The following is a 22,318-nucleotide window of genomic DNA, read 5'->3' on the forward strand; positions in this document are numbered from 1 at the left end:
CCTCAAGGGAGGGCGACTGGCGCGGCCGGTTCCCAGCCCGGCGCACGCCGTTCCGCTACGACCGTCGTATGGATGCCGCCGCGTACGTTGAATCTCGCGGTAACGCGCATGAATCGCGGAGTGCAGGCGCGGGCGAGATCATCCAGAATGGCATTGGTGACGGCTTCGTGGAAGGCTCCTTCGTTCCGGAAGGACCAGACGTACATTTTCAGCGACTTGAGTTCGATGCAGTACCGATCGGGGACATAGTCCAGCAGGATCGTCGCGAAGTCGGGCTGCCCGGTCTTGGGGCACAGGCAGGTGAATTCGGGGATTTCGATTCGGATCGTGTAGTCGTGTTCCGGACGGGGGTTGTCGAAGGTTTCCAGGGTCTTGCTTGGTTGGGAAGGCATCAGGCGTCGTTCGTGTGTTGCGGTGGTGCATCTCGTGCCCACCGTTCGGGCGGGCGCAGGCTTTGCCCGGTATAATAGCGTGTTGATCCAGCCCCGAACAGTCGCCCGTCCTTACGCCCTTCCAGTGTCATCTCCCTGAATCCCCCATGCGACTGGAAAAGCTCAAGATCGCCGGTTTCAAGTCCTTCGTGGATCCGACGACCATTCCCTTGCCGGGCAACCTGGTGGGGGTGGTGGGGCCGAACGGCTGCGGCAAATCGAACGTCATAGACGCGGTGCGCTGGGTCATGGGGGAAAGCTCGGCGCGCCATCTGCGCGGCGAAACCATGGCGGACGTCATATTCAACGGCTCCAGCACCCGGAAGCCGGCGAGCCTGGCTTCGGTCGAGCTGGTCTTCGACAATTCCTCCGGGCGCGCCGGGGGCGAATACGGGAAATATCAGCAGATCGCCATCCGGCGCCAGATCGCCCGCGACGGCCAGTCGAGCTATTTTCTGAACGGAACGCGCTGCCGCCGCAAGGACATCACCGATCTGTTCCTGGGCACGGGACTGGGTGCGCGCAGCTATGCCATCATCGAACAGGGCACGATTTCCCGGCTGATCGAAGCCAAACCCGACGAGATGCGCGAAGTCATCGAAGAGGCCGCCGGCATTTCGAAATACAAGGAGCGCCGGCACGAGACGGAGCAGCGGATGCGCCATACCCGCGAGAATCTCGAGCGCCTGGCTGATCTGCGTGAAGAAGTGGGCCGGCAACTGGGGCATCTGCAGCGCCAGGCCAGGAAAGCCGAGAAATTCATCGCCTTGCGCGACGAGGAGCGCCGGCTCAAGCTCGAGCTGCTGGGACTGCGCTGGCGCGCGCTGGAGCAGCAGCTCGACCGGCTCAAAGCCGAGCTGGCGGACTCGGAGGAGCGATTTCGTCGGCTCAGCGGCGAGGAGCATGCCTGCGAAGGGCGATTGGAGGAGCTCGGGCAGCACCGGTCGGCGGCCCAGGAAAAACTCGACGCCCAGCAGGGCCGGCTCTACGAGCTGGGCGCGGAAATCAGCCGTCTGGACCAGTTCATACGCCATACCCAGAAGTCGAGGGAGGAGCTGGTTCTGGAGCGGGAGCGGGTCGCGGCCGAGTTGCGGAAAGCCGAATCCGACCGCGATGAAGACCGCCTCCGACTCGAAGAGATGCGTGCGGAGGGGCGCGAACTTCTCGAAAAGCTGGCCTTGCTGGAACGGCAGGAAATGGCGGCGGCCTCGGCCCGGCAAACCGCGGAAGCGAAGCTGAACGCGTGCCGCGACCGCTGGGAAACGTTGACCGGCGATCAGCACAAGCTCGAAGGCCAAGTGGCCTTGCAGCGTTCGCGGCTGCATCAGTTGCGAGAGCAGGAGCAACAGCTCGGCGGGCGGCGTCAACGCCTCTTGCAACAGCAGGCGGAACTGGAAAAGGCGCTTGCCGGCCTCGATGTGGAAACGCTACGCATGGACGCGGCCGGTCTCGAGGCGGAACGGGAAGAGATGCTCGCCGCCACCGAAGAACTAGGCCGGGCGGCGGAAGGGGAACGGGGGCGGTTGCGCGCCTCGCGGCAGCGGCTGAACGAGATTCGGGCCGGTCTGCATGCCTTGCAGGGGAAGGTCGCTTCGCTCGAAACCCTGCAGCGCCATGCGATGGGGCGTGACCGGAGCGCTTTGGACGAGGTCCTCGCGGCATGGCGATTGTCGGAGGCCGATCGCTTGGGCGAACGGATCGAAGTATCGCCGGGTTGGGAGACCGCCGTCGAAACCGTGCTGGGGCTGCACATCGAAGCGGTATGTGTCGACGATCTGGCGCCTTATGCGGAGAATCTCCAGACGCGGCAGCCGGCGGAGTCGCTGGCGTTTTGCGAATATCGCGAAGGGGTGGCAGCCGATGGGGCCGGCGGGGGGGAGCGTCTGCTGGATCGGGTCCAGTCGCCGTTGGCTTTGGAAGGGCTGCTGGGCGGTGTGTATTGTGCTTCCGATCTGGTCGCGGCGGTAGGGAAGGCGCGGTCGCTGCGGCCGCACGAGTCGGTGGTGACGCCCGAGGGCATCCGCATCGGGGTGGGCTGGATGCTGGTGCACAAGCCCGACGCCGGCCATGCGGGGACGCTCGCCCGCGAACGGGAACTGCGCGAATGCCGGCGGCGGGCCGACGAGCTGAGGGCGCAGGCCGAGGTCCTGGAAGCCGAGGCTGGCCGGGCCGAGACCGAACTCGAACGCTTGGAAGCGGCGCGGCGAGAGGCGAGGAAGAAGGCTGACGAGTTTTCCGCACAGGTTTCCCGGTTGCGGGCGGAGCTCGCCGCAGCCGAGGCACGGCGCGAGCAATTGGGGCATCGTCTGGCCCAGCTCGGCCACGAGCTCGATGAGTTGGCCGATCAGGGCGTCGAACTCGCCGAGAAGCGCGCCGAGGCCGATGCAGCCTTGTCGGCGGCTGAGCGCGATTCGCTCCGGCTGCAGGACGCGGCGGCGCAGCTGATGGCAGAGCGGCAGGTGCTGGAAGAGGCGTTCGCCGGAGCCGAAGCGGTGGAGAAGTCATTGCACGAGGAAGTTCGCACGCTCCGCAGCCGGGCCGCCACGCTCGAATCGAACGAATCGCTGACCCGCTCCCATCTGCAGCGGCTGGAGCAGCAGCACGGCCAGACTGCGGACCGGCTTGGTGCCATCGTTCGGAAGCTGGAGGAATCCGAGATTCCCCTGGAAGACGAACGGTTTCGTCTCGAGGCATTGATGGAGGAGCGCGCCGCACTGGAGGCGGAAATGACCCGGCAGCGCCGCCGGCTCGCCGAGCTCGAATCCGACATCCGGCGCGTTTCGGGGGAGCGCCAGCGTGCGGAGCACGAACTGGCGGCCTTGCGGGACGGCGTGGGCCAGATCAAGCTGGCCTGGCAGACCGCGGAGGTCCGCCGTCAGGGCATCGAGGAGCAGTTTGCGGAATTCGGTGCGGCGCCCGCGGCGATTGTGGCGGCGTTGCCGGAAAGCGCCGAGGAAAGCGTCTGGCAAGCCTCGGTGGCCCGTCTCGGCGAGGAAATCGACCGCCTCGGTCCGGTCAACCTCACGGCGATGCAGGAATATCGGGAACAGGAGGAGCGCCAGCGCTATCTGGAGGAGCAGGAGCGGGATCTCACCGAGTCGCTGGCAACCCTGGAGCAAGCCATCGAAAAGATCGACCGCGAGTGCCGGGCGCGTTTCAAGGAGACGTTCGAAAAGATCGACACCGGTTTTCAGCGCATGTTCCCCAAGCTTTTCGGCGGCGGGAAGGCAACCCTGGAACTCACCGAAAACAACCTGCTGAGCACCGGGGTGAGCGTCATGGCCCAGCCGCCCGGCAAGCGCAACAGTTCGATCCATCTGTTGTCCGGGGGCGAGAAGGCGCTGACGGCGGTGGCCCTGGTATTCTCCATCTTCGAGCTGAACCCCGCGCCGTTCTGCCTGCTGGACGAAGTGGATGCGCCGCTGGACGATGCCAACGTCGGACGGTTCAGTCAATTGGTGAAAGAAATGTCCGAAAAAGTACAATTCCTCTTCATTACCCATAACAAGGTCACGATGGAAATCGCTCAATATCTGGCGGGAGTCACCATGCGGGAGCCTGGCGTGTCGCGCATCGTGGCGGTGGACATCGATGCGGCGGTTGAACTGGCTTCGGTTTGAGGGGCGAAATGGATAGAGACACAGTCCGGGTCATCATCCTGGTCGTCGGCGTGCTGGTCATTGCCGGCATTTATGTCTGGGGCCGTTACAAGCAAAAGATCCTCGATACGCTGGAACGGTCCAGCGATTTCGACGTTTTCGAGAGCGAAGAGGAAACGGAGGCGTTGCCCTGGCCGGCCACGGAACAGGCAGAGGCGACAGGCGGTCGGTTCGCCGAAGCGGCGGAGCGGCCAGCGCCTGCCACCGCAACGAGTGGGGCAGCTGCGATGGAGGCGGTGGCTGGGTCCCCGCCGGAGCCGGCTGAGGAGCCGCCGGCAAGGGCCTCGGCGGCTTTGGGAGCCCCCTTTCTCATCCAGTTCAGTGTCGTCAAGGGGGGCGGCGCCCGGTTTCCGGGCGAGAGCCTGCGCGATGCTCTGATCGATCTGGATCTGGTATACGGCGAAATGGGGATATTCCATCGCTACGACAGCGCTTATCGCGAGCCTCTGTTCAGCGTGGCCAGTCTCGTCGAGCCTGGCACGTTCCCGGTTAACGACATGGAAAATTTCCGCACGCCCGGTGTCGTCTTCTTTTTCCAGCCCGCCAAGGTGCCTGATCCCCTGGAAGTTTTCGACGACCTGGTGGACACCTGCCGCGGATTGGCGAAGGCGCTGGACGGGACCGTGCTGGATGAACGCCGCGCCGAGCTCACCGAGGCACGGGTGATGGAAATGCGCGAAATTCTGGCGGAGGCCTGCGAACAGCCGTGAGCGCCCCTGCCGAACTGATCGAGAAAGTCAACAAGCTGCGCGAGGAAATCGAGTTTCACAACGTCCGCTATTACCAGCTCGACGATCCCCTGATTACCGATGCCGAGTACGACCGCCTGATGGCGGAATTGCTCGCCATCGAGGCACGATACCCGGAACTCGTCACCCCCGATTCGCCGACCCGCCGGGTCGGCGCCCCGCCGGTCGAAGCCTTTGCCGAGGTTCGCCATGAAGTGCCGATGCTGTCGCTGGAGAACGCGTTCAGCGACGAGGACGTCGCCGCTTTCGACAGGCGGGTGCGTAAGGAGCTGTCCCGGGATGAGGTCGACTATGTCGCAGAGCCCAAACTGGACGGCCTCGCGGTCAATCTGCTGTACCAAGACGGTGTCCTGGTCAGGGCCGCCACCCGCGGTGACGGCGAGGTCGGTGAGGATGTGACCCACAATGTCCGGGTCATCCGGGCGATTCCCCTGCGGCTGAGGGGCGACGGTTTCCCGGTTCATTTCGAGGTGCGGGGCGAGGTCTTCATGCCCAAACGGGGATTTCTCGCTCTCAACGAGCGCGCCCGCCGCAGCGGTGAAAAGGTGTTCGCGAATCCGCGCAACGCCGCGGCGGGTAGCCTCCGCCAGCTCGATGCCCGGGTCACGGCCTCGCGCCCGTTGTCCTTTTATGCCTACGGCATCGGTGCTTTTCCCGAAGACCGTTTGCCCGCCACGCAGCACGAGCTCATCGAATCCTTGAAGTGCTGGGGCCTGCCGGTGTCGCCGGAACTTCGCGTGGTTCGGGGAGCCACCGGCTGCCTCGAGTACTACCGTGCGCTGGCGGAGCGCCGCCACGGCCTGCCTTACGACATCGATGGGGTGGTGTACAAGGTCGACGGCTTGCAGCTTCAGCTCGAGCTGGGATTCGTCTCGCGCGCGCCGAGATGGGCCATCGCGCACAAATTTCCCGCCGAAGAGGCGAGGACCCGGGTACTGGCGATCGACGTGCAGGTAGGTCGTACCGGCGTGCTGACCCCTGTGGCGCGGCTGGAGCCGGTATTCGTCGGCGGTGTGACCATCACCAATGCGACCCTCCACAATGCCGATGAAGTTCGCAAGAAGGATGTCCGGCAGGGAGACACGGTGATCGTGAGGCGGGCTGGCGATGTGATCCCCGAAGTCGTACGGGTCATTCCCGAGCTGCGGGCGCCGGGGGCGGAGCCGTTTCACATGCCTGAGCGCTGTCCCGAATGTGGCTCCGCCGTGGAAACAGAGCCGGGCGAGACGCTGGCCCGCTGCAGCGGCGGCCTGTATTGCCCGGCGCAGCACAAGGAATCCATCAAGCATTTCGCGTCCCGGCGGGCGATGGATATCGAAGGCCTGGGCGACAAACTGGTGGATCAGCTGGTGGACAGGAAGCTGATCGGAACAGTGGCTGACCTTTACCGCCTGAGCCTGGACCAGCTTGCGGGGCTGGAGCGGATGGGAACGAAATCCGCGGCCAATCTGCTGCAGGCGCTGGAGCGCAGCAAGCGCACCACACTGGCGCGCTTCCTTTACGCGCTGGGCATCCGCGATGTCGGCGAGGTGACGGCCAAGGCGCTGGCGGATCATTTCGGCTCTCTCGATGCCTTGATGGCGGCCACGGAAGACGAACTTCTGAAGGTCGCGGACGTCGGTCCGGTCGTGAGCCGCCATATCCGGCTGTTTTTCGCACAGGCGCACAACCGTGAGGTGATCGCGCAACTGTTGGAGCGCGGCGTGAGCTGGGAAAGGCCGGCAGCGGCGCCTGAGGCCGGCGAGTTGCCGCTGCGGGGACTGGTCTTCGTGCTCACGGGGACGCTCGCCACGATGAGCCGGGACGAAGCGCGTGCCCGGCTCGAGGCCCTCGGGGCGAGATGCACCGGCAGCGTTTCCAAGAACACCAGCTATGTCGTCGCGGGTGAGGAACCGGGCTCGAAGCTGGCCAAGGCTTCAGAACTCGGCATTCCGGTGCTGGACGAGGACGGCTTTCTGGCGATGCTCGAACGCGGACGGCCATAGTTTTCCTCCTGTTTTGGTGTAACCCAGCTCCACGCGGCCGAAACGAACTTCCCCATCCACCCTTCCTCGTTCCGGATTTCCGACCCTTGCCGTTTCAACTCCCGTGCGGTCCGGAATTCCAGATTTCGCAGTGCTTCTCCAATCGATCCGTCCATGTTTTCGATGTCCTGGCGTCCCAGCTTTCGCCCTGCCGAGACGCGGCGTCCGAGGGGGTTGCCGGCGCCTCGCCCGGCTCGGTCGAAGCTACGAAAAACCTCTGCCAAACAATGCCGTGAGTTTTTTTTGCGACTCATCTTGACTTGCCTTGAACGCGTTTCTATAGTGCTTCTCAGGTGGTGGAAAGTGGTTTTTTCTGGAGGAATGTGGGGCTTGGGGGCGGCTTGTTCAGAGGCGTTAATTCCATCAGCCTGGACGAAAAGGGGCGCATGGCCGTGCCTACCCGTTACAGGTCCGAACTCCGCGAGTCCTGCGAGGGACAACTGGTGGTCACCGTTGGAACCGATACCTGTCTGCTGCTTTTCCCTTTGCCTGAATTCGAGGAACTGGAACGGAAGCTGGTGAAATTGCCGGCCTTGAACAAACAGGTGAAGCGGCTTCAACGGCTGCTGATCGGCCATGCCACCGAGTGTGAGCTGGACGGCCAGGGGCGTTTCCTCATACCCGAGCCGTTACGCCGGTTCGCAAGTCTGGACAAACAGGTCGTCCTGATCGGCCAAGGCAACAAGTTCGAAATCTGGGATGAAGGACTCTGGGAGCGCTGCCGCCAGGAATGGCTGGAAGAAGCGAGCCTGGAAGGTCTCGAAGACATGGGGCCGGAGCTCGGGGCGCTGGCGTTTTGATGGCGGAAGCCGAAAGCGGACACCGTCCCGTCATGTTGGCCGAGGTGCTCGAGGCGCTGGCGATCCGGCCGGCCGGCATTTATTTGGATTGCACCTTCGGTCGAGGGGGGCACAGCCGGGCGATTCTGGAGCGATTGGGCGCGGAGGGGCGTCTTCTGGCGATCGATCGGGACCGGGAGGCCGTGGCGGCGGCCGGCGCTTCCGGCCTGTCCGGCGACGCCCGGTTCGCCATCGAGCACGGCCGCTTTTCGGACCTCGTCAGATTCGTCGGTGAAAGAGGATGGGCGGGCCGGGTAGACGGCATCCTGATGGACCTGGGTGTGTCCTCGCCACAGCTCGATGAAGCCCGGCGAGGCTTCAGTTTCCTGAGAGAAGGGCCGCTCGACATGCGGATGGATCCGAGCCAGAAGACCGGTGCGGCGGATTGGCTCGCCGAGGTTCCGGAACGGGAACTAGCGCGGGTGTTGCGGGAATACGGCGAGGAGCGCTTTGCGGGACGCATCGCCCGCGCGGTGGTCGAGGAACGGAGACGCCGGCCGATCGCCACGACAACCGATTTGGTCAGGTTGATCGAGGCCGCGATTCCGTTCGCAGACAAGTTCAAGCATCCGGCGACCCGCACTTTCCAGGCGATCCGGATCGCTGTCAATGATGAGTTGAGTGAGTTGGAGCGAGGATTGAACGAAGCGGTAGAGGTTCTTGCCGCGAGGGGACGCTTGGTGGTGATCTCTTTTCATTCGCTCGAAGACCGGATCGTCAAGAGGTTCATGCGGGAGGAGGTGCGCGGCAGGGAGATGTCGGGGGGAATCTTCGAATCCCGCTCGACGCCGCGCCTCATCGGCCTGGGCAAGCCGCTCAAGGCGGATGAGGACGAAATCCGGGTCAATCCCCGGGCGCGGAGCGCCATATTGCGCGCAGCCGAAAAGCGGGCGGCATGACACGGATACTCCTGCTCTCGGTGGTTGCCGTTTGTTCGGCGCTCGGCGTCGTTTATGCGAAGTACCGCACGCGCATGCTGTTCGCTGAGGTTCAGCGTCTGGAACTGGCCCTGAATCAATACGATGTGGAGCTGGGCCAGCTTCAGCTGGAGCAGAACACTTGGGCCGAGCATGGCCGCGTCGAACGTCTGGCCCGCAGCAGGCTGGGGATGACCCTGCCGGCGCGCGAGTCGATCATTTACATCAAACCCTGAGCTCATGTGGGGATGAGGGGGTGTCTGCGATGATGTACATAACGAATCCGCAAAGAGAGAGCGATTACGGGGCGCGCTGGTCGCTATTGCTGATCGGCATGATGGCGGCCATGCTCGTCCTGGTCGGGCGCGCGGTCAACCTGCAGGTCGTGGATCGGCAGTTTCTCAAGCACCAGGGCGACTTGCGCCATATGGGCGTGGTTCCCGTGCCGGCGCATCGCGGCCGGATCCTGGACCGGAACGGCGATTTGCTCGCGACCAGCTGTCCGGTGAAATCGATCTGGGTCAATCCCAAGGAGTTCGAGGCAAACGAAGCGCAGTACGAGGCCTTGGCCGGGCTGATCGGAGATACGCCGGACGATCTGAAACGGCGCCTCGGCGACCACGGCGCCCATCGGGCTTTCGTGTATCTCAAGCGCCGTGTCAGCCCCGAGCTTGCCGACCAGGTGATGGCGTTGGGCTTGCCCGGTGTCTACGCCGAAGAAGAGTACCGGCGCTATTACCCGACCGGCGAGGTTACCGCCCATGTGCTCGGTTTCACCGATATCGACGACAAGGGACAGGAAGGGCTGGAGCTTGCCTTCGATGCGCATTTGAAGGGTATCGAGGGGGTCAGGCGCATCATCCGGGACGGCAAGCGCCGGGTCATCGAGGATGTCGACAGCGTGCGTCAGCCGGTGGCTGGCAAGGACCTGAGCATCAGCATCGACCAGCGCCTGCAGTATCTGGCCTACCGGGAGCTGAAGAAGACGGTGCAGCAGCACCGGGCGAAGGCAGGCGCCTTGGTCATGCTCGACGCCAAGAGCGGCGAGGTGCTGGCGATGGTCAATCAGCCGTCCTTCAATCCCAATGGCCGCAACGGCGCCGTGCCCGGGTCGACCCGCAACCGCGCAATCACCGATTTGTTCGAGCCGGGTTCGACGATGAAGCCGTTCGCGGTGGCCTGTGCCTTGGAAATGGGGGCTTTTCGAGCCAACGCGGTGATCAATACTTCGCCGGGCGTCATGCGCGTCGGTTCCAACGTGGTCAAGGACGTGCACAACTACGGCGTGCTCGACGTCGCCGGAGTGCTACGCAAGTCGAGCAACGTGGGGGTCACCAAGATGGCTTTGGCCTTGCCTCCCGACAAGTTCTGGGGGTTTTACCGCGACCTGGGATTCGGCCAGGGGCTGGGTACCGGTTTTCCCGGCGAAGCGCAAGGGCGCATGCCGGACCGGAAAGGGCTGCGGCCGTTCGCGCAGGCTACGCTCTCCTTCGGCTACGGGGTGTCGGCAACGCCGTTGCAGTTGGCGCGGGCTTATTTGGCGCTGGCAAACGACGGCGCGATGCCGGCCGTCAGCATGCTGAAGCTGGATCGCCCGGCGGCGTCGACCCAGGTGATGTCGAAAAAGACTGCCATGGCGGTGCGCAACATGCTGGAAGGCGTGGTTTCGGCCGATGGCACGGCGATCAAGGCCAGTATTCCGGGTTTCCGGGTCGCCGGAAAAACCGGGACGGTGAAGAAAAGCGCCGGACGCGGCGGCTATCAGACCTCGCGCCACATCGCCGTGTTCGCAGGCATGGCGCCGGCAACCGATCCGCGGCTGGTCACCGTCGTGATGATCGATGAGCCTTCGGCCGGCGAATATTATGGCGGCGCAGTGGCGGCGCCGGCTTTTGCCGCCGTCATGGAGCCGGGACTGAGGTTGCTCAACGTCCTGCCGGATCAGGACATGGGCCCGTCCATCCTTTCCGCCCAGAAGGACGAAATCTTTTGAGCGGCGGCGATGGTGCCGGCGCTTCCCTGCGGAGGCTGTTGGATGGCTTGACCGAGGCTCAGACCGTGCCGGATATTCCGGTATTCGGCCTGAGCCTCGACAGCCGGGCGGTGCGCACCGGCGATGCCTTTTTCGCATTGGCGGGGAGCCATGCGCATGGGCTCAGGTACGCGGAAGATGCCTCCAAGCGGGGGGCGGTGGCCGTCGTCTACGATCCCTCGGGCGGGGCCGGCGCCTGTTTGCCGGTACCGGAACTCGATTTCGCCGTCCCGGTTCCCGATCTGGGGCGCCACTTGGGCAGCGTCGCTGCCCGTTTTTTCGGCCATCCCTCGGAGACTTTGAACGTCGTCGCGGTCACCGGGACCAACGGCAAGACCTCCTGCACCCATTTCATCGCCGATGCCTTGCGGAATGAATATCCGACGGCTGTCATCGGGACCCTGGGCTGGGGAAAGCCCGAAAGGCTGCGGCGGATCGCTCATACGACCCCTGATGCCATCGAGATTCATGCCATACTCGCAACCCTCAAGGCGCAAGGGATCGGGCTGGTGGCTTTGGAGGCTTCATCGCACGGGCAGGCGCAGGGGCGCATCAACGGCGTCCGTTGCCGAGGCGCGCTGTACACCCGCGTTACGCGGGATCACCTCGATTATCACGGCACTTTCGAGTCCTATCTGAATGCCAAGCTGGGCCTGCTGTCCAATCCCGCATTGGAGTTCGTCGCGCTCACCCTCGACGATCCTTCCGTGGATACCCTTCGGGCGAGCGTCCCCGAGGGGGTGAAGGTCATCGGCTACAGCCTGCAGGGCGGGAGATCGGCGGATTTTCCGGTGATTTCTGCAGAGGCCCTGGAGCAGACGCCCGAGGGACTGCATTTGCGGGTCAATTGGGAGGGGCGCGCCGTCGACGTGGATGCCCCGGTTTATGGCGATTTCAACGCCGAGAATCTGCTCGGGACGATGGCGGTTCTGCTGGGGCTGGGATATTCCGTCGACGCTGCCGCCTCGCGGGTCGGCAGGGTCCGTCCCGTTGCCGGGCGCATGGAGCGATTTAGCGCGGATGGCGTGACCGTGGTCGTCGATTACGCCCATACCCCGGACGCATTGCGGAACGTGCTGACGAGCCTGCGCCGTCATTGCCGGGCCAAGCTGCGGCTGGTGTTCGGCTGCGGTGGCGATCGGGACAAGGGCAAGCGCCCGGAAATGGGCGCCATCGCCGAGCGCCTCGCGGACTGCGTGATCGTGACCGACGACAATCCGCGGTTCGAGTCGGGGGATGCCATCGTTCAGGACATTCTCAAAGGTTGCACCGGTTCCACCGTCACCGTCGTGCGCGACCGCCGTGCGGCCATCCGTCAGGCGATTGTCCAGGCGGGGGAAGGCGACATCGTCCTGGTGGCAGGAAAGGGGCATGAAGCTTTTCAGGACGTCGGCGGCGTGGCCCACGAATTTTCCGATCGGGAAGAGGTCGGGAAAGCGCTGTCGGCCCGGCACCGCGGCACCGAATAAGGTTACAGAGGCGACACGCCCTGTATCGGAAGCAGTTTAAGGAAATACGATGCTACTGATTCTAGCGAACTGGCTCGAGCATTATTTCGATGTCTTCAGAGTCTTTCACTATCTCACTTTCCGCGGGATCCTCGGTGTCCTGACCTCGCTCGTGATCTCCTTCATCGTCGGCCCGGCGATGATCCGGCACCTGGGAAGCTACAAGATCGGGCAGATGATCCGCGACGACGGCCCGCAAAGCCATCTGTCGAAGGCCGGTACGCCCACCATGGGCGGTGCGCTGATCCTGGTGACGATCACCATCAGCACCTTGCTGTGGGCGGATCTCGGCAACCGCTACGTCTGGGCGGTGCTGCTGGTGACCCTGGCTTACGGGTTCATCGGCTTCATCGACGATTACAAGAAGCTGGTTCTGAAAAACAGCAAGGGGCTGGCGGCACGCCACAAATACCTGTGGCAATCGGTGTTTGGCCTCGGGGTGGCGTTGTTTCTCTATCACACCGCGAGTTTGCCGCAGGAAACCCAGTTCATCGTGCCGTTCTTCAAGAATGTCGTACTGAACATGGGATGGCTGTACATCCCCTTGGTCTATTTCGTGGTCGTGGGGTCGAGCAACGCGGTGAATCTGACCGACGGTCTGGACGGCCTGGCGATTCTCCCGACGGTGCTGGTCGCGGGGGGGCTGGCGATTTTCGCCTATGCTTCCGGCCACAGCGAGTTCTCGGAGTACCTGGGAATTCCTTATCTGCCGAAGGCGGGGGAACTGGTGGTGTTTTGCGGCGCCCTGGTCGGGGCCGGCCTGGGGTTCCTCTGGTTCAACACTTACCCGGCCCAGGTATTCATGGGTGACATCGGAGCCCTGGCACTCGGTGCCGCATTGGGGATGGTGGCCGTGCTGGTCCGGCAGGAAATCGTGCTCATGATCATGGGCGGAATTTTCGTCATGGAGACGGTCTCGGTCGTGCTGCAGGTGCTGTCTTTCAAATTGACCGGCCGGCGCATCTTCCGCATGGCGCCGATCCATCATCACTTCGAATTGAAAGGATGGCCCGAGCCGCGGGTGATCGTGAGGTTCTGGATCATCTCCGTCATTCTGGTGCTCATCGGGCTGGCGACCTTGAAACTGCGTTGATGAACACGAACCCCCGCGCCGTTGCTGAAAAACTGCCCTGTGAATTCGCCGGTCTCGGCCTGGACGTCCGTTCGCGCGTGCTCGTCCTCGGCCTGGGCGCGACCGGCCTGGCGACCGTCCGCTTCCTGCACCGGCATGGCTTCGAATGCGCAGTCATGGACAGTCGGATCGCTCCGCCGGGTCTGGGAGAACTGCGTGAGGCATTTCCCGATGTCCCCTTGTTTCTCGGGGAGTTCAGCAAAGATGCGCTGGCAGCGGCGACGCATCTCGTCGTCAGCCCCGGACTTTCCCTGGAGCGGGACGAAATCCGCGATGCCCGGCGGCGCGGCGTGCGCGTGTTCGGCGATCTGGACCTGTTCGCCTGCTGCGCGCGGGCGCCGATAGCGGCCATCACCGGCGCGAACGGCAAGAGTACGGTAACGACCCTGGTGGGCCTGATGGCGAAGGCGTCCGGAATCCGGGCGGCGGTGGGCGGCAACCTGGGCACGCCGATGCTGGACCTGCTGGACGCGGCTGCGGAGCTGTATGTCCTCGAACTGTCGAGCTTCCAGCTCGAACGCTCGGAGTTGTTCGAGGCCGATGTCGCGACCGTACTCAATATCAGCCCGGACCATATGGACCGCTATCCCGACGTGGCGGCCTATGCCGAGGCGAAGCGGCGCGTGTTCCGCGGCGATGGGCTGATGGTGCTCAACCAGGATGACCCTCTCGTCGCCGCAATGCGTGAGCCGGGAAGGCGCGCCGTGCGGTTCGGTTTGGGGAACGGCGCGGGCTTGGACTATACGCTCGGCCTCAACGAAGGGAGGACCTGGATTCTGGCGCAAGGGATTCCGCTAGTCCCGGCCGACGAGGTTCGCATCAAGGGCCGGCACAATCTGGCCAACGCCCTTGCCGCCGTGGCGATCGCAGATGCCTGCCAATTCGACCGTGAAGCCGTCGCGCAGGTGCTGCGGACGTTTCCGGGACTGGATCACCGCATGCAATGGGTGGCCGATATCGACGGTGTCGCTTATGTCAACGATTCCAAGGCGACCAACGTCGGCGCCTGCATCGCAGCGCTGTCCGGGCTGGACGGCAAGGCCGTCCTGATCGCCGGGGGCGACGGCAAAGGCGCCGATTTTTCGGCCCTGGTGCCGGTCGCGGCGGAAAAGCTGCGGGCCGTCGTCCTCATGGGGCGGGACGGGCCGCTGATCGAGCAGGTGCTCAAGGACATCGTGCCCGCGATCCGGGTCAACACGATGTTCGAGGCGGTTCGGGCCGCCCGCGGGGTAGCCCGGCGCGGCGATACCGTGCTGCTGGCACCGGCGTGTGCCAGCCTCGACCAGTACAAGGACTATCAAGAACGCGGAAGGGATTTCGCTGCAACGGTGAGGACCATGTCATGACTACGCGAGCGATTCGCGGCAGCCGGGGTCTGGTGCTGAAATGGGGCCCCAACCGCTTTTATCTGGACACCATCCTGCTTTCGGTATCCTTGGGGTTGATGCTTTTCGGTTTCGTCATGGTGTCCTCCGCCTCGCTGCATCTCGGCGAAAAAATGGCGAGCGACAGCTTCTACTTTCCGAAGCACCAGCTCGCGCATATCGTGCTGGGGCTGGTGGCGGGATGGGCGGCGGCGAAGGTCCGGCTGGACACGCTGGAGCGGCATTCCAGGTCGCTGTTCTGGGTGGGCATCGCCTTGCTGGTCCTGGTTCTCATTCCGGGCATCGGCAAATCGGTGAACGGCAGCGTGCGCTGGATCAACCTGTTCGGGCTTCGTGTCCAGGTGTCCGAGGTTTTCAAACTGGTGGCCGCGATCTACGTGGCCGGTTATATCAGCCGCCATCTGGAAACCGTCAGGACCTCGGTGAAAGGCATGCTTTTCCCGTTGAGCCTGCTCGCCATCGGCGCGGTCCTGCTGCTTAAGGAGCCCGATTTCGGCGCTACCGCGGTGGTCATGGCGACGGCCTTGGGGATGCTGTTTCTGGCGGGGGCTCGGCTTTGGCCCTTCGCCCTGCTGTTGGGCCTGGTCGCCTGTGCCGGCACGTTGTTGATCTGTACGGCCGAGTACCGGCTCAAGCGGGTGCTCAGCTTTCTCGATCCCTGGGCCGACCCGCTCAACTCGGGGTTTCAGCTGACCCAGGCGTTGATCGCTTTCGGCCGGGGTGACTGGCAGGGGGTGGGGCTGGGGTCCAGCGTCCAGAAACTGTTCTATTTGCCCGAAGCCCATACCGATTTCCTGTTTTCGGTCATCGGCGAGGAATTGGGGCTCTGGGGGGCGACGACCGTCATCGTGCTGTTCGCCATCGTAGTCTGGCGGGCACTGGCGATCGGCCGGCTGGCCGAGCGCAGCGGCAAGCTGTTCGCCGCCTTCCTCGCATACGGCATCGGCATCTGGCTGGGCCTTCAGGCCTTCATCAATATGGGGGTAAACATGGGAATGCTCCCGACCAAGGGTCTGACCCTGCCCCTGATGAGCTACGGCGGCGGCAGCATGATGGTGGTCTGCGCCGCGATCGGATTGCTGTTCCGGATCCGCAGCGAGGCGGTGGCGAGCTTCCTGGGCAACGGCCGGAAGGGTGTATGGCCAAGCGAGTAACGATCCTGGCCGGGGGGACCGGCGGGCACGTGTTTCCCGCGCTCGCGGTCGCGGACAAGCTTCGCGGTGCGGGCGCCGAAGTCTCCTGGATGGGGACCCGAGCCGGCCTGGAGGCCAGGGTGGTGCCGGCGGCCGGCTATCCGATCGATTGGCTCAGCGTCAGCGGAATACGCGGCAAGGGCCTGGCTGCCAAGATCAAGGCGCCGGCCATGCTGGGCTTGGCCTGCCTGCAGGCACTGCGTATACTTCGCCGCAGAAGGCCGGACGTCGTACTGGGCATGGGCGGCTTCGTCGCCGGTCCGGGCGGACTCATGGCCCGGGTGCTCGGAATGCCGCTGGTGATCCACGAACAGAACCGCATTCCCGGTACCACCAATCGCCTCTTGTCCCGCATTGCAAACCGGGTGCTGGAAGCATTTCCAGGCGCCTTTCCCGAATCCGCCGGAGCGGTCTGCACCGGCAATCCTCTGCGGCAGACGATCGAATCGTTTCAGGAGAGTGGGCCCGTCCGGCACGGGCGGCGTGTGCTGGTCCTGGGCGGCAGCCTGGGCGCTCAGGCTTTGAACCGGGTCGTTCCACGGGCTTTGGCGGCTCTGGGCGAGGAGCCGGTCGAGATTCGGCATCAAACCGGGCAGGCCATGCTCGAGGAAACCAAAGACTTGTATCAACGGCTCGAATTACCGGCGAAAGTGGACGCCTTCATCGAGGATATGGAAGAGGCCTACGGCTGGGCCGACGTCGCGGTGTGCCGCGCCGGTGCCATGACCGTGAGCGAGCTGGCGGCGGCGGGGCTGCCTGCCATCCTCGTGCCGTTTCCCCATGCCATCGACGATCACCAGACCGCGAACGGCGGCTATCTGGCGGAGGCGGGTGCGGCGGTGCTGATGCCCCAGTCGGCGCTCGACGAAGAATCGCTGGCGGAGGAGCTCCGCGTCTTGCTGGACGAGCGCGGCCGGCTGCAGGCGATGAGCGCGGCGGCGCGGAATCTGGCCCGCTATGATGCGGCTGAGCGCGTCGCGCGGATCTGCCTGGAGGAGGCCGGCGCATGACGCCTCGAACCGAAGGCATGAAAAAAATCACCCGCATCCATTTCGTCGGGGTAGGCGGCGCCGGCATGAGCGGGATCGCCGAGGTGCTGCTGCACTTGGGCTACCGGGTGTCGGGTTCCGATTTGCAGCAGAACGCCAACACCCGCCGCTTGCAGGAGCGCGGCGCGGTGATTTCGATCGGGCACCAGGCCCGGCATGTCGAGGCGGTGGATGTGGTCGTCGTCTCCAGCGCGGTGGACCAGACCAACGTGGAAGTCGATGCCGCCCGGGCCGCCCGGATTCCCGTCATCTCGCGCGCGGAAATGCTGGCGGAGCTGATGCGCTTCCGCTACGGCGTGGCGGTGGCCGGTACCCATGGCAAGACCACGACGACCAGCCTGACCGCCAGCATCCTGGCCGAGGGCGGCCTCGACCCGACCTTCGTCATCGGTGGCCGGCTGAACAGCGTGGGGGCAAACGCCCAGTTGGGAAAAGGCGAGTATCTGGTCGCCGAAGCCGACGAGAGCGACGCCTCGTTCCTGCACCTGCAGCCCATGATCGCCGTGGTGACCAACATCGACCAGGACCACATGGGCACCTACGGCAACGATTTCGGCAGGCTCAAGGACGCGTTCGTCGAATTTCTGCACCATGTGCCGTTCTATGGCGTGGCGGTGCTGTGCGCCGAAGATCCGGGCGTTTGCGACATCCTGCCGCGGCTGAGCAAGCCGTATCGCACCTACGGTGAGCGGGAGGGCGTCGACATTCGCGCGGTCGGCATCCAGCGTCTCGGCCTGCAAAGCCGGTTCAGCGTGCTGCGGCTGGGCGCCGATCCGCTGGAGATCACGCTCAATCTGCCGGGCTACCACAATATTCTCAACGCGCTGGCAGCGATCGGCGTCGCCACCGAGCTGGGCGTCGCCGACGCGGTGATCCAGCGGGCGCTGGCGGGATTCGGCGGCATCGGACGGCGGTTCCAGATCAATGCTCGCCTACCGTTCGGCGGCGGCGAAATCACCTTCGTCGACGACTATGGCCATCACCCGAGCGAATTGGCGGCGACGCTGGATTCCGCCCGCAATGCCTGGCCGGCCCGGCGATTGGTCGTGGTGTTCCAGCCCCATCGCTATACCCGGACTCACGATTTGTTCGAGGATTTCGTGCAGGTGTTATCCCGGGTCGACGTACTGGTATTGCTGGACGTTTATTCCGCCGGCGAAGCGCCCATAGCGGGCGCCGACGGGCGCGCCTTGAGCCGAGCCATCCGCGTGCGGGGGCAGATCGACCCCATCTTCGTGGAAACCCCGGATGAGGTCTTCGATATCCTGCCGAACATTTTGAAGCCGGGCGACGTCGTAATGACGTTGGGCGCAGGCAGCGTCGGCGCTCTCGCTCAGCAGTTGCCCGAGCGCCTGGGCGCGGAGCCGGCACGTGACTGTCCGTGAACTCGCCGCCGCGTCCTTGCGCGGAATCCGGCTCGAACGGGAGCCGCTGGCCAGGCACACCAGCTGGCGGGTGGGCGGTCCGGCCGAGCGTTTCTACCAGCCGGCCGACCTCGACGATCTGGTTGAATTCCTGCGCGCTCTGCCGTCCGACGAGCCGCTGTTCTGGCTGGGGCTGGGCAGCAACGTGCTGGTCAGGGATGGCGGCATCCGCGGCACCGTCATCTGCACCAAGAACCGGCTGCGGACCATTGAAGCCCATGATCCCCATTGCGTCTACGCCGAAGCCGGCGTTCCCTGCGCCCACATCGCCCGCTTCTGCACCGACCGTGACTGGGTGGGCGCCGAATTCCTGGCCGGGATTCCCGGCACCCTGGGCGGTGCCCTGGCGATGAATGCCGGGGCGTTCGGGGGCGAGACCTGGAGCCTGGTGCGGCGCGTGCTCACGGTGAATCGCGCCGGCCGGACGATCTGGCGGGCGCCCGACGAATTCGAGGTGGGCTACCGCCATGTGCACGGTCCGGAAGGTGAGTGGTTCCTGGCCGCCGAGCTTGAGCTTGCGCCCGGCGACGGGCGCGCTGGGCGAGAGCGCATCAAGGCCCTGCTGGCGCGGCGCTCGGCCACCCAACCGACTCATCAGCCGAGCTGCGGCTCGGTGTTCCGGAATCCGCCCGGCGATTTCGCGGCGCGCCTGATCGAAGCCTGCGGGCTCAAGGGGCATGCCGTTGGCGGAGCCCAAGTGTCAGCGAAGCACGCCAATTTCATCGTCAACTCAGGGAACGCGACTGCGGCCGACATCGAGACGTTGATCTCGGCGGTGCGGAACCGGGTAGCCCTGCAGTCCGGTGTATGGCTCGAGCCCGAAGTCCGGATCGTGGGCGAATCCCTAGTGTAGAACCCTTCTTAAAGAAAGAGGAACTGAGTGGAAAAACGGATTCAGCAGGCATCGGAGTTCGGCAGGGTGGCGGTCCTGATGGGCGGCGCCGCGGCCGAACGGGAGATTTCGCTGAAAAGCGGCAAGGCCGTCCTGGAAGCGTTGCAGGCCGGCGGGATCGATGCCGAAGGTTTCGATGTCGGGCGCGACATGATCGCCCCGTTGCTGGAGCGCCGCTTCGATCGCGTGTTCAACATCATCCACGGCCGCGGCGGCGAGGACGGCGTGCTGCAGGGGGCATTGGCCTGCTTGGGCCTCCCCTGCACGGGCAGCGGCGTCCTGGCCTCTGCGCTGAGCATGGACAAACTGCGCACCAAGCTGTGCTGGATGGGAGCCGGCCTGCCGACTCCGCCCTGGCTGCGGCTGGATTCGTCCGCCGATCTCGATCGCTGCCGGCAAGCCTTGGGCTTTCCGGTGATCGTCAAGCCGGCGGAGGAAGGGTCGAGCATAGGCATGAGTCGCGCGGCCACGGCCGAAGAACTGGCGCAGGCCTGGGAGCGCGCGTCCGGCTATGGCTGCGCCGTCTTCGCCGAACGCTGGATCGAGGGTGTGGAATACACCGGCGGCATGCTCAAGGGGATGCCGCTGCCCCTCATTCGCCTGGAGACCCCGCACGCTTTCTATGATTTCGACGCCAAATACCGCGCCGAAACCACCCGTTACCTCTGCCCTTGCGGACTGGATGCCGAGCGGGAGGCCGAGTTGCAGGCGCTGGTGCTGCGCGCTTGCCAGATCGTCGGCGTCAGCGGGTGGGGTCGGGTCGATCTGCTGGTGGACCGCAGCGGCCAGCCCTGGCTGATCGAGGTCAACACCGTGCCCGGAATGACGGACCACAGCCTCGTACCGATGGCCGCGAAGGCCGCCGGCATCGATTTTCAGGAGCTGGTGTGGCATATCCTGGAAACCAGCTTGGCGTGAGCTCGGACGGGCGGAATCGCGCCGGGAGCAGGCCTGCTCCCGGCGCCGGTGGCAAATTCCGCGCGTCCTTTGAGGCGCTGCTGATGCTTTGCCTGATATGGGCTACGGTCGCCTGGGGGGTGCAATGGTTTGCCGAACGGCAAGTGCAGACCGTGCGCGTGAAGGGCGTCTTCCGGTATATCGATCCGGCGGCGGTGGAAAGTCTCGTCAGAGAAGAACTGGCGAGCGCCAACACTTATTTCGGCATCCCCCTGGCCGGAATAAGAGAGGCGGTCGCGACGATTCCCTGGGTGGCCGACGTTTCGGTGGAACGCCGGTGGCCGGACCGCATCGAGGTGGAAGTCCTGGAGCATCGCCCCATCGCCCGTTGGGGGGATGCCGACTTCATCGATGACAGGATGAACCGCTTCCATATCGGAAGCACCCAAGGGTTCGAGCATCTGCCGTTGCTGACGGGGCCGGACGGGCAGGAGCGCCGGCTGGTCAAGGTGTTGGTCGGACTGAATGACCGGTTCGAAACCTGGGGAACGCGAGTCGCCGAACTCAAATTGACCGACCGCTGGTCATGGTCGCTGCGTTTGGAATCGGATGTCCGGATCGAGTTCGGGCGCCAGGAGCCGGTCGAGGCGATCGCCCATCTGCTGGGGCTTCTGCCGCTCCTGGGAAAAGAACGCATGGCCCTGCTCCAAAGTATCGATTTGAGGTATCCTTATGGCTTCGCGGTGGTTTGGAAACCGCATCCGCCCGACGCGGAGGTTCCCCCGGAGCAGTCCCGGGAGCTTTCTCCCGCATGATGAGGAGGCGGCCGCGCATGACGATAGGGACTATTTTTTTCCGCACAACGCGCCCGGTCGGGCGGGGAACGGCAGATTCGGCTATTGAACGCAATAAGCTGGGCATGCCTCTGAAACATCCTTCGAATATGACTCCATGGGCAAAAAGTCAGACAAGAACGTAATCGTAGGGCTGGACATCGGCACTTCCAAAGTGGCGTGCCTCGTGGGCGAAGTCAACGAGGATGGTCAGATCGAAATCGTCGGCCTGGGCACTCACCCCTCGCGCGGACTCAAGAAAGGTGTCGTCGTCAATCTCGAAACCACCGTTCACTCCATTCAGAGGGCGGTCGAGGAAGCGGAGCTGATGGCCGGTTTCCGGATCCACTCGGTCTACGCGGGCATTGCCGGCAGCCACATCAGCAGCATGAATTCGCACGGCATCGTGGCGATCCGGGACAAGGAGGTCACCCAGGGGGACGTCGACCGCGTCATCGACTCGGCGCGGGCGGTCGCCATTCCCGCCGATCAGAAAATCCTGCATATCCTGCCCCAGGAGTTCGTCATCGACCGGCAGGAAGGCGTCAAGGAACCCATCGGCATGTCGGGCATCCGCCTCGAGGCCCGGGTGCATATCGTCACAGGCGCGGTGAGCGCGGCCCAGAACATCCAGAAGTGCATCCAGCGCTGCGGGCTGGAGGTCGATGACATCGTGCTCGAACAACTGGCGTCGAGCCAGGCCGTGCTGACCGACGACGAGAAGGAGCTCGGCGTGTGCTTGGTGGACATCGGCGGCGGTACCACGGACATCGCGGTGTTCACCAACGGTGCCATCCGCCATACCGCAGTGATCCCCATCGCCGGCGACCAGGTGACCAACGACATCGCCGTGGCGCTCCGCACGCCCACGCCCCATGCCGAGACGCTGAAGCTCAAGCATGCCTGCGCGCTGACCCAGCTCGCCGACATCGAGGACACGATCGAAGTGCCCAGCATCGGCGACCGGCCGTCCCGGCAGATTTCCAGGCTCAATCTCGCGGAGATCGTGGAGCCGCGCTACGAAGAGTTGCTGCTGCTGGTGCAGTCGGAACTGCGCAGGGCAGGTTTCGACGATCTGATCGCGGCCGGCATCGTGCTGAGCGGCGGCAGCTCGCGGGTCGAAGGGCTGGCGGAGCTGGCGGAGGAGATTTTCCATATGCCGGTGCGGCTGGGCGTGCCGTATACGGTCTCCGGCCTCAACGACGTGATTCGCAACCCGGCCTATGCTACGGGGGTGGGGTTGTTGTTGCATGGGCGGCAGCATTTGTTTTCCGGGGAGCGCCCGATGCTGGGAGGCGGCGGCTTCAGGAGCATCTGGCTGCGCATGAAGAATTGGTTTCAGGGAAATTTTTGA

General features: G+C 64.5%; 18 protein-coding genes. 17 read left to right on the plus strand and 1 reads right to left on the minus strand.

Translation table 11 applies throughout. From position 1 onward, the window contains the following. Positions 1-2: 2 nt before the first annotated feature. The gene (gene queF / locus GNH96_RS05730) at positions 3-392 is read right to left on the minus strand and encodes a preQ(1) synthase (protein ID WP_169602793.1); all 390 of its coding nucleotides are present in this window, start codon (positions 390-392) and stop codon (positions 3-5) included. A 146-nt stretch (positions 393-538) separates the two neighbouring features. On the opposite strand from queF, the gene smc reads away from it, so the two are divergent. The 17 genes from smc (at position 539) to ftsA (ending at position 22,318) form a co-directional block, all read left to right on the plus strand. Continuing rightward, positions 539-4,051: a chromosome segregation protein SMC gene (smc, locus tag GNH96_RS05735; RefSeq protein ID WP_169602794.1), complete on the plus strand. Its 3,513-nt coding sequence runs from the start codon at positions 539-541 to the stop codon at positions 4,049-4,051. Between the two features lie 8 nt (positions 4,052-4,059). Beyond that, positions 4,060-4,800: a cell division protein ZipA C-terminal FtsZ-binding domain-containing protein gene (locus GNH96_RS05740; RefSeq protein WP_169602795.1), complete on the plus strand. Its 741-nt coding sequence runs from the start codon at positions 4,060-4,062 to the stop codon at positions 4,798-4,800. Then, positions 4,797-6,824: an NAD-dependent DNA ligase LigA gene (ligA, locus tag GNH96_RS05745; RefSeq protein WP_169602796.1), complete on the plus strand. Its 2,028-nt coding sequence runs from the start codon at positions 4,797-4,799 to the stop codon at positions 6,822-6,824. Before GNH96_RS05740 ends, ligA begins: the two co-directional genes overlap by 4 nt. Positions 6,825-7,204: 380 nt before the next feature. Next, complete coding sequence (gene mraZ, locus GNH96_RS05750; RefSeq protein WP_169602797.1) at positions 7,205-7,663, plus strand: division/cell wall cluster transcriptional repressor MraZ; 459 nt, start codon at positions 7,205-7,207, stop codon at positions 7,661-7,663. A gap of 32 nt (positions 7,664-7,695) precedes the next feature. Further along, positions 7,696-8,601 (plus strand): 16S rRNA (cytosine(1402)-N(4))-methyltransferase RsmH, encoded by a 906-nt coding sequence (gene rsmH / locus GNH96_RS05755; RefSeq protein ID WP_267313398.1) that lies wholly within the window; start codon positions 7,696-7,698, stop codon positions 8,599-8,601. Continuing rightward, positions 8,598-8,855, plus strand: coding sequence for a cell division protein FtsL (gene ftsL, locus GNH96_RS05760; RefSeq protein ID WP_169602799.1), 258 nt, complete (start codon positions 8,598-8,600; stop codon positions 8,853-8,855). The genes rsmH and ftsL overlap by 4 nt, the downstream gene beginning before the upstream one ends. 29 nt (positions 8,856-8,884) lie before the next feature. Beyond that, the gene (locus GNH96_RS05765; protein ID WP_169602800.1) at positions 8,885-10,612 is read left to right on the plus strand and encodes a peptidoglycan D,D-transpeptidase FtsI family protein; all 1,728 of its coding nucleotides are present in this window, start codon (positions 8,885-8,887) and stop codon (positions 10,610-10,612) included. After that, on the plus strand, positions 10,609-12,120 hold the full coding sequence (locus tag GNH96_RS05770) for a UDP-N-acetylmuramoyl-L-alanyl-D-glutamate--2,6-diaminopimelate ligase (RefSeq protein WP_169602801.1): 1,512 nt from the start codon (positions 10,609-10,611) through the stop codon (positions 12,118-12,120). The genes GNH96_RS05765 and GNH96_RS05770 overlap by 4 nt, the downstream gene beginning before the upstream one ends. Before the next feature lie 49 nt (positions 12,121-12,169). Further along, positions 12,170-13,252, plus strand: coding sequence for a phospho-N-acetylmuramoyl-pentapeptide-transferase (gene mraY / locus GNH96_RS05775; protein WP_169602802.1), 1,083 nt, complete (start codon positions 12,170-12,172; stop codon positions 13,250-13,252). Next, positions 13,252-14,637 (plus strand): UDP-N-acetylmuramoyl-L-alanine--D-glutamate ligase, encoded by a 1,386-nt coding sequence (gene murD, locus GNH96_RS05780; RefSeq protein ID WP_169602803.1) that lies wholly within the window; start codon positions 13,252-13,254, stop codon positions 14,635-14,637. Before mraY ends, murD begins: the two co-directional genes overlap by 1 nt. Further along, a complete protein-coding gene (ftsW, locus tag GNH96_RS05785; RefSeq protein ID WP_169602804.1) occupies positions 14,634-15,830 on the plus strand; it encodes a putative lipid II flippase FtsW in 1,197 nt (398 codons plus the stop codon). The genes murD and ftsW overlap by 4 nt, the downstream gene beginning before the upstream one ends. Continuing rightward, complete coding sequence (gene murG, locus GNH96_RS05790) at positions 15,815-16,879, plus strand: undecaprenyldiphospho-muramoylpentapeptide beta-N-acetylglucosaminyltransferase (RefSeq protein WP_169602805.1); 1,065 nt, start codon at positions 15,815-15,817, stop codon at positions 16,877-16,879. Before ftsW ends, murG begins: the two co-directional genes overlap by 16 nt. After that, positions 16,876-18,303 carry a UDP-N-acetylmuramate--L-alanine ligase gene (murC, locus tag GNH96_RS05795; protein WP_169602806.1) on the plus strand — a complete coding sequence of 476 codons (1,428 nt, stop codon included), beginning with the start codon at positions 16,876-16,878 and terminating at the stop codon, positions 18,301-18,303. Before murG ends, murC begins: the two co-directional genes overlap by 4 nt. Then, a complete protein-coding gene (gene murB, locus GNH96_RS05800) occupies positions 18,290-19,195 on the plus strand; it encodes a UDP-N-acetylmuramate dehydrogenase (protein ID WP_169602807.1) in 906 nt (301 codons plus the stop codon). Before murC ends, murB begins: the two co-directional genes overlap by 14 nt. Before the next feature lie 27 nt (positions 19,196-19,222). Then, the gene (locus tag GNH96_RS05805) at positions 19,223-20,152 is read left to right on the plus strand and encodes a D-alanine--D-alanine ligase (protein WP_169602808.1); all 930 of its coding nucleotides are present in this window, start codon (positions 19,223-19,225) and stop codon (positions 20,150-20,152) included. 83 nt (positions 20,153-20,235) lie between these two features. After that, positions 20,236-20,946 carry a cell division protein FtsQ/DivIB gene (locus GNH96_RS05810; RefSeq protein WP_228720033.1) on the plus strand — a complete coding sequence of 237 codons (711 nt, stop codon included), beginning with the start codon at positions 20,236-20,238 and terminating at the stop codon, positions 20,944-20,946. Between the two features lie 136 nt (positions 20,947-21,082). Beyond that, positions 21,083-22,318, plus strand: coding sequence for a cell division protein FtsA (gene ftsA / locus GNH96_RS05815; protein WP_169602810.1), 1,236 nt, complete (start codon positions 21,083-21,085; stop codon positions 22,316-22,318).

The sequence above is a fragment of the Methylococcus geothermalis genome (assembly GCF_012769535.1).
Taxonomy (GTDB): domain Bacteria; phylum Pseudomonadota; class Gammaproteobacteria; order Methylococcales; family Methylococcaceae; genus Methylococcus; species Methylococcus geothermalis.

Excerpts from the sequence above, each read along its gene's own strand:
- ftsL (WP_169602799.1), top strand. The coding sequence starts at position 8,598 with ATGACACGGATACTCCTGCTCTCGGTGGTTGCCGTTTGTTCGGCGCTC.
- GNH96_RS05810 (WP_228720033.1), top strand. The coding sequence starts at position 20,236 with ATGCTTTGCCTGATATGGGCTACGGTCGCCTGGGGGGTGCAATGGTTT.
- ftsW (WP_169602804.1), top strand. The coding sequence starts at position 14,634 with ATGACTACGCGAGCGATTCGCGGCAGCCGGGGTCTGGTGCTGAAATGG.
- rsmH (WP_267313398.1), top strand. The coding sequence starts at position 7,696 with ATGTTGGCCGAGGTGCTCGAGGCGCTGGCGATCCGGCCGGCCGGCATT.
- GNH96_RS05740 (WP_169602795.1), top strand. The coding sequence starts at position 4,060 with ATGGATAGAGACACAGTCCGGGTCATCATCCTGGTCGTCGGCGTGCTG.
- murG (WP_169602805.1), top strand. The coding sequence starts at position 15,815 with ATGGCCAAGCGAGTAACGATCCTGGCCGGGGGGACCGGCGGGCACGTG.
- smc (WP_169602794.1), top strand. The coding sequence starts at position 539 with ATGCGACTGGAAAAGCTCAAGATCGCCGGTTTCAAGTCCTTCGTGGAT.
- murC (WP_169602806.1), top strand. The coding sequence starts at position 16,876 with ATGACGCCTCGAACCGAAGGCATGAAAAAAATCACCCGCATCCATTTC.
- mraY (WP_169602802.1), top strand. The coding sequence starts at position 12,170 with ATGCTACTGATTCTAGCGAACTGGCTCGAGCATTATTTCGATGTCTTC.
- ftsA (WP_169602810.1), top strand. The coding sequence starts at position 21,083 with ATGGGCAAAAAGTCAGACAAGAACGTAATCGTAGGGCTGGACATCGGC.
- queF (WP_169602793.1), bottom strand. The coding sequence starts at position 392 with ATGCCTTCCCAACCAAGCAAGACCCTGGAAACCTTCGACAACCCCCGT.
- murD (WP_169602803.1), top strand. The coding sequence starts at position 13,252 with ATGAACACGAACCCCCGCGCCGTTGCTGAAAAACTGCCCTGTGAATTC.
- GNH96_RS05765 (WP_169602800.1), top strand. The coding sequence starts at position 8,885 with ATGATGTACATAACGAATCCGCAAAGAGAGAGCGATTACGGGGCGCGC.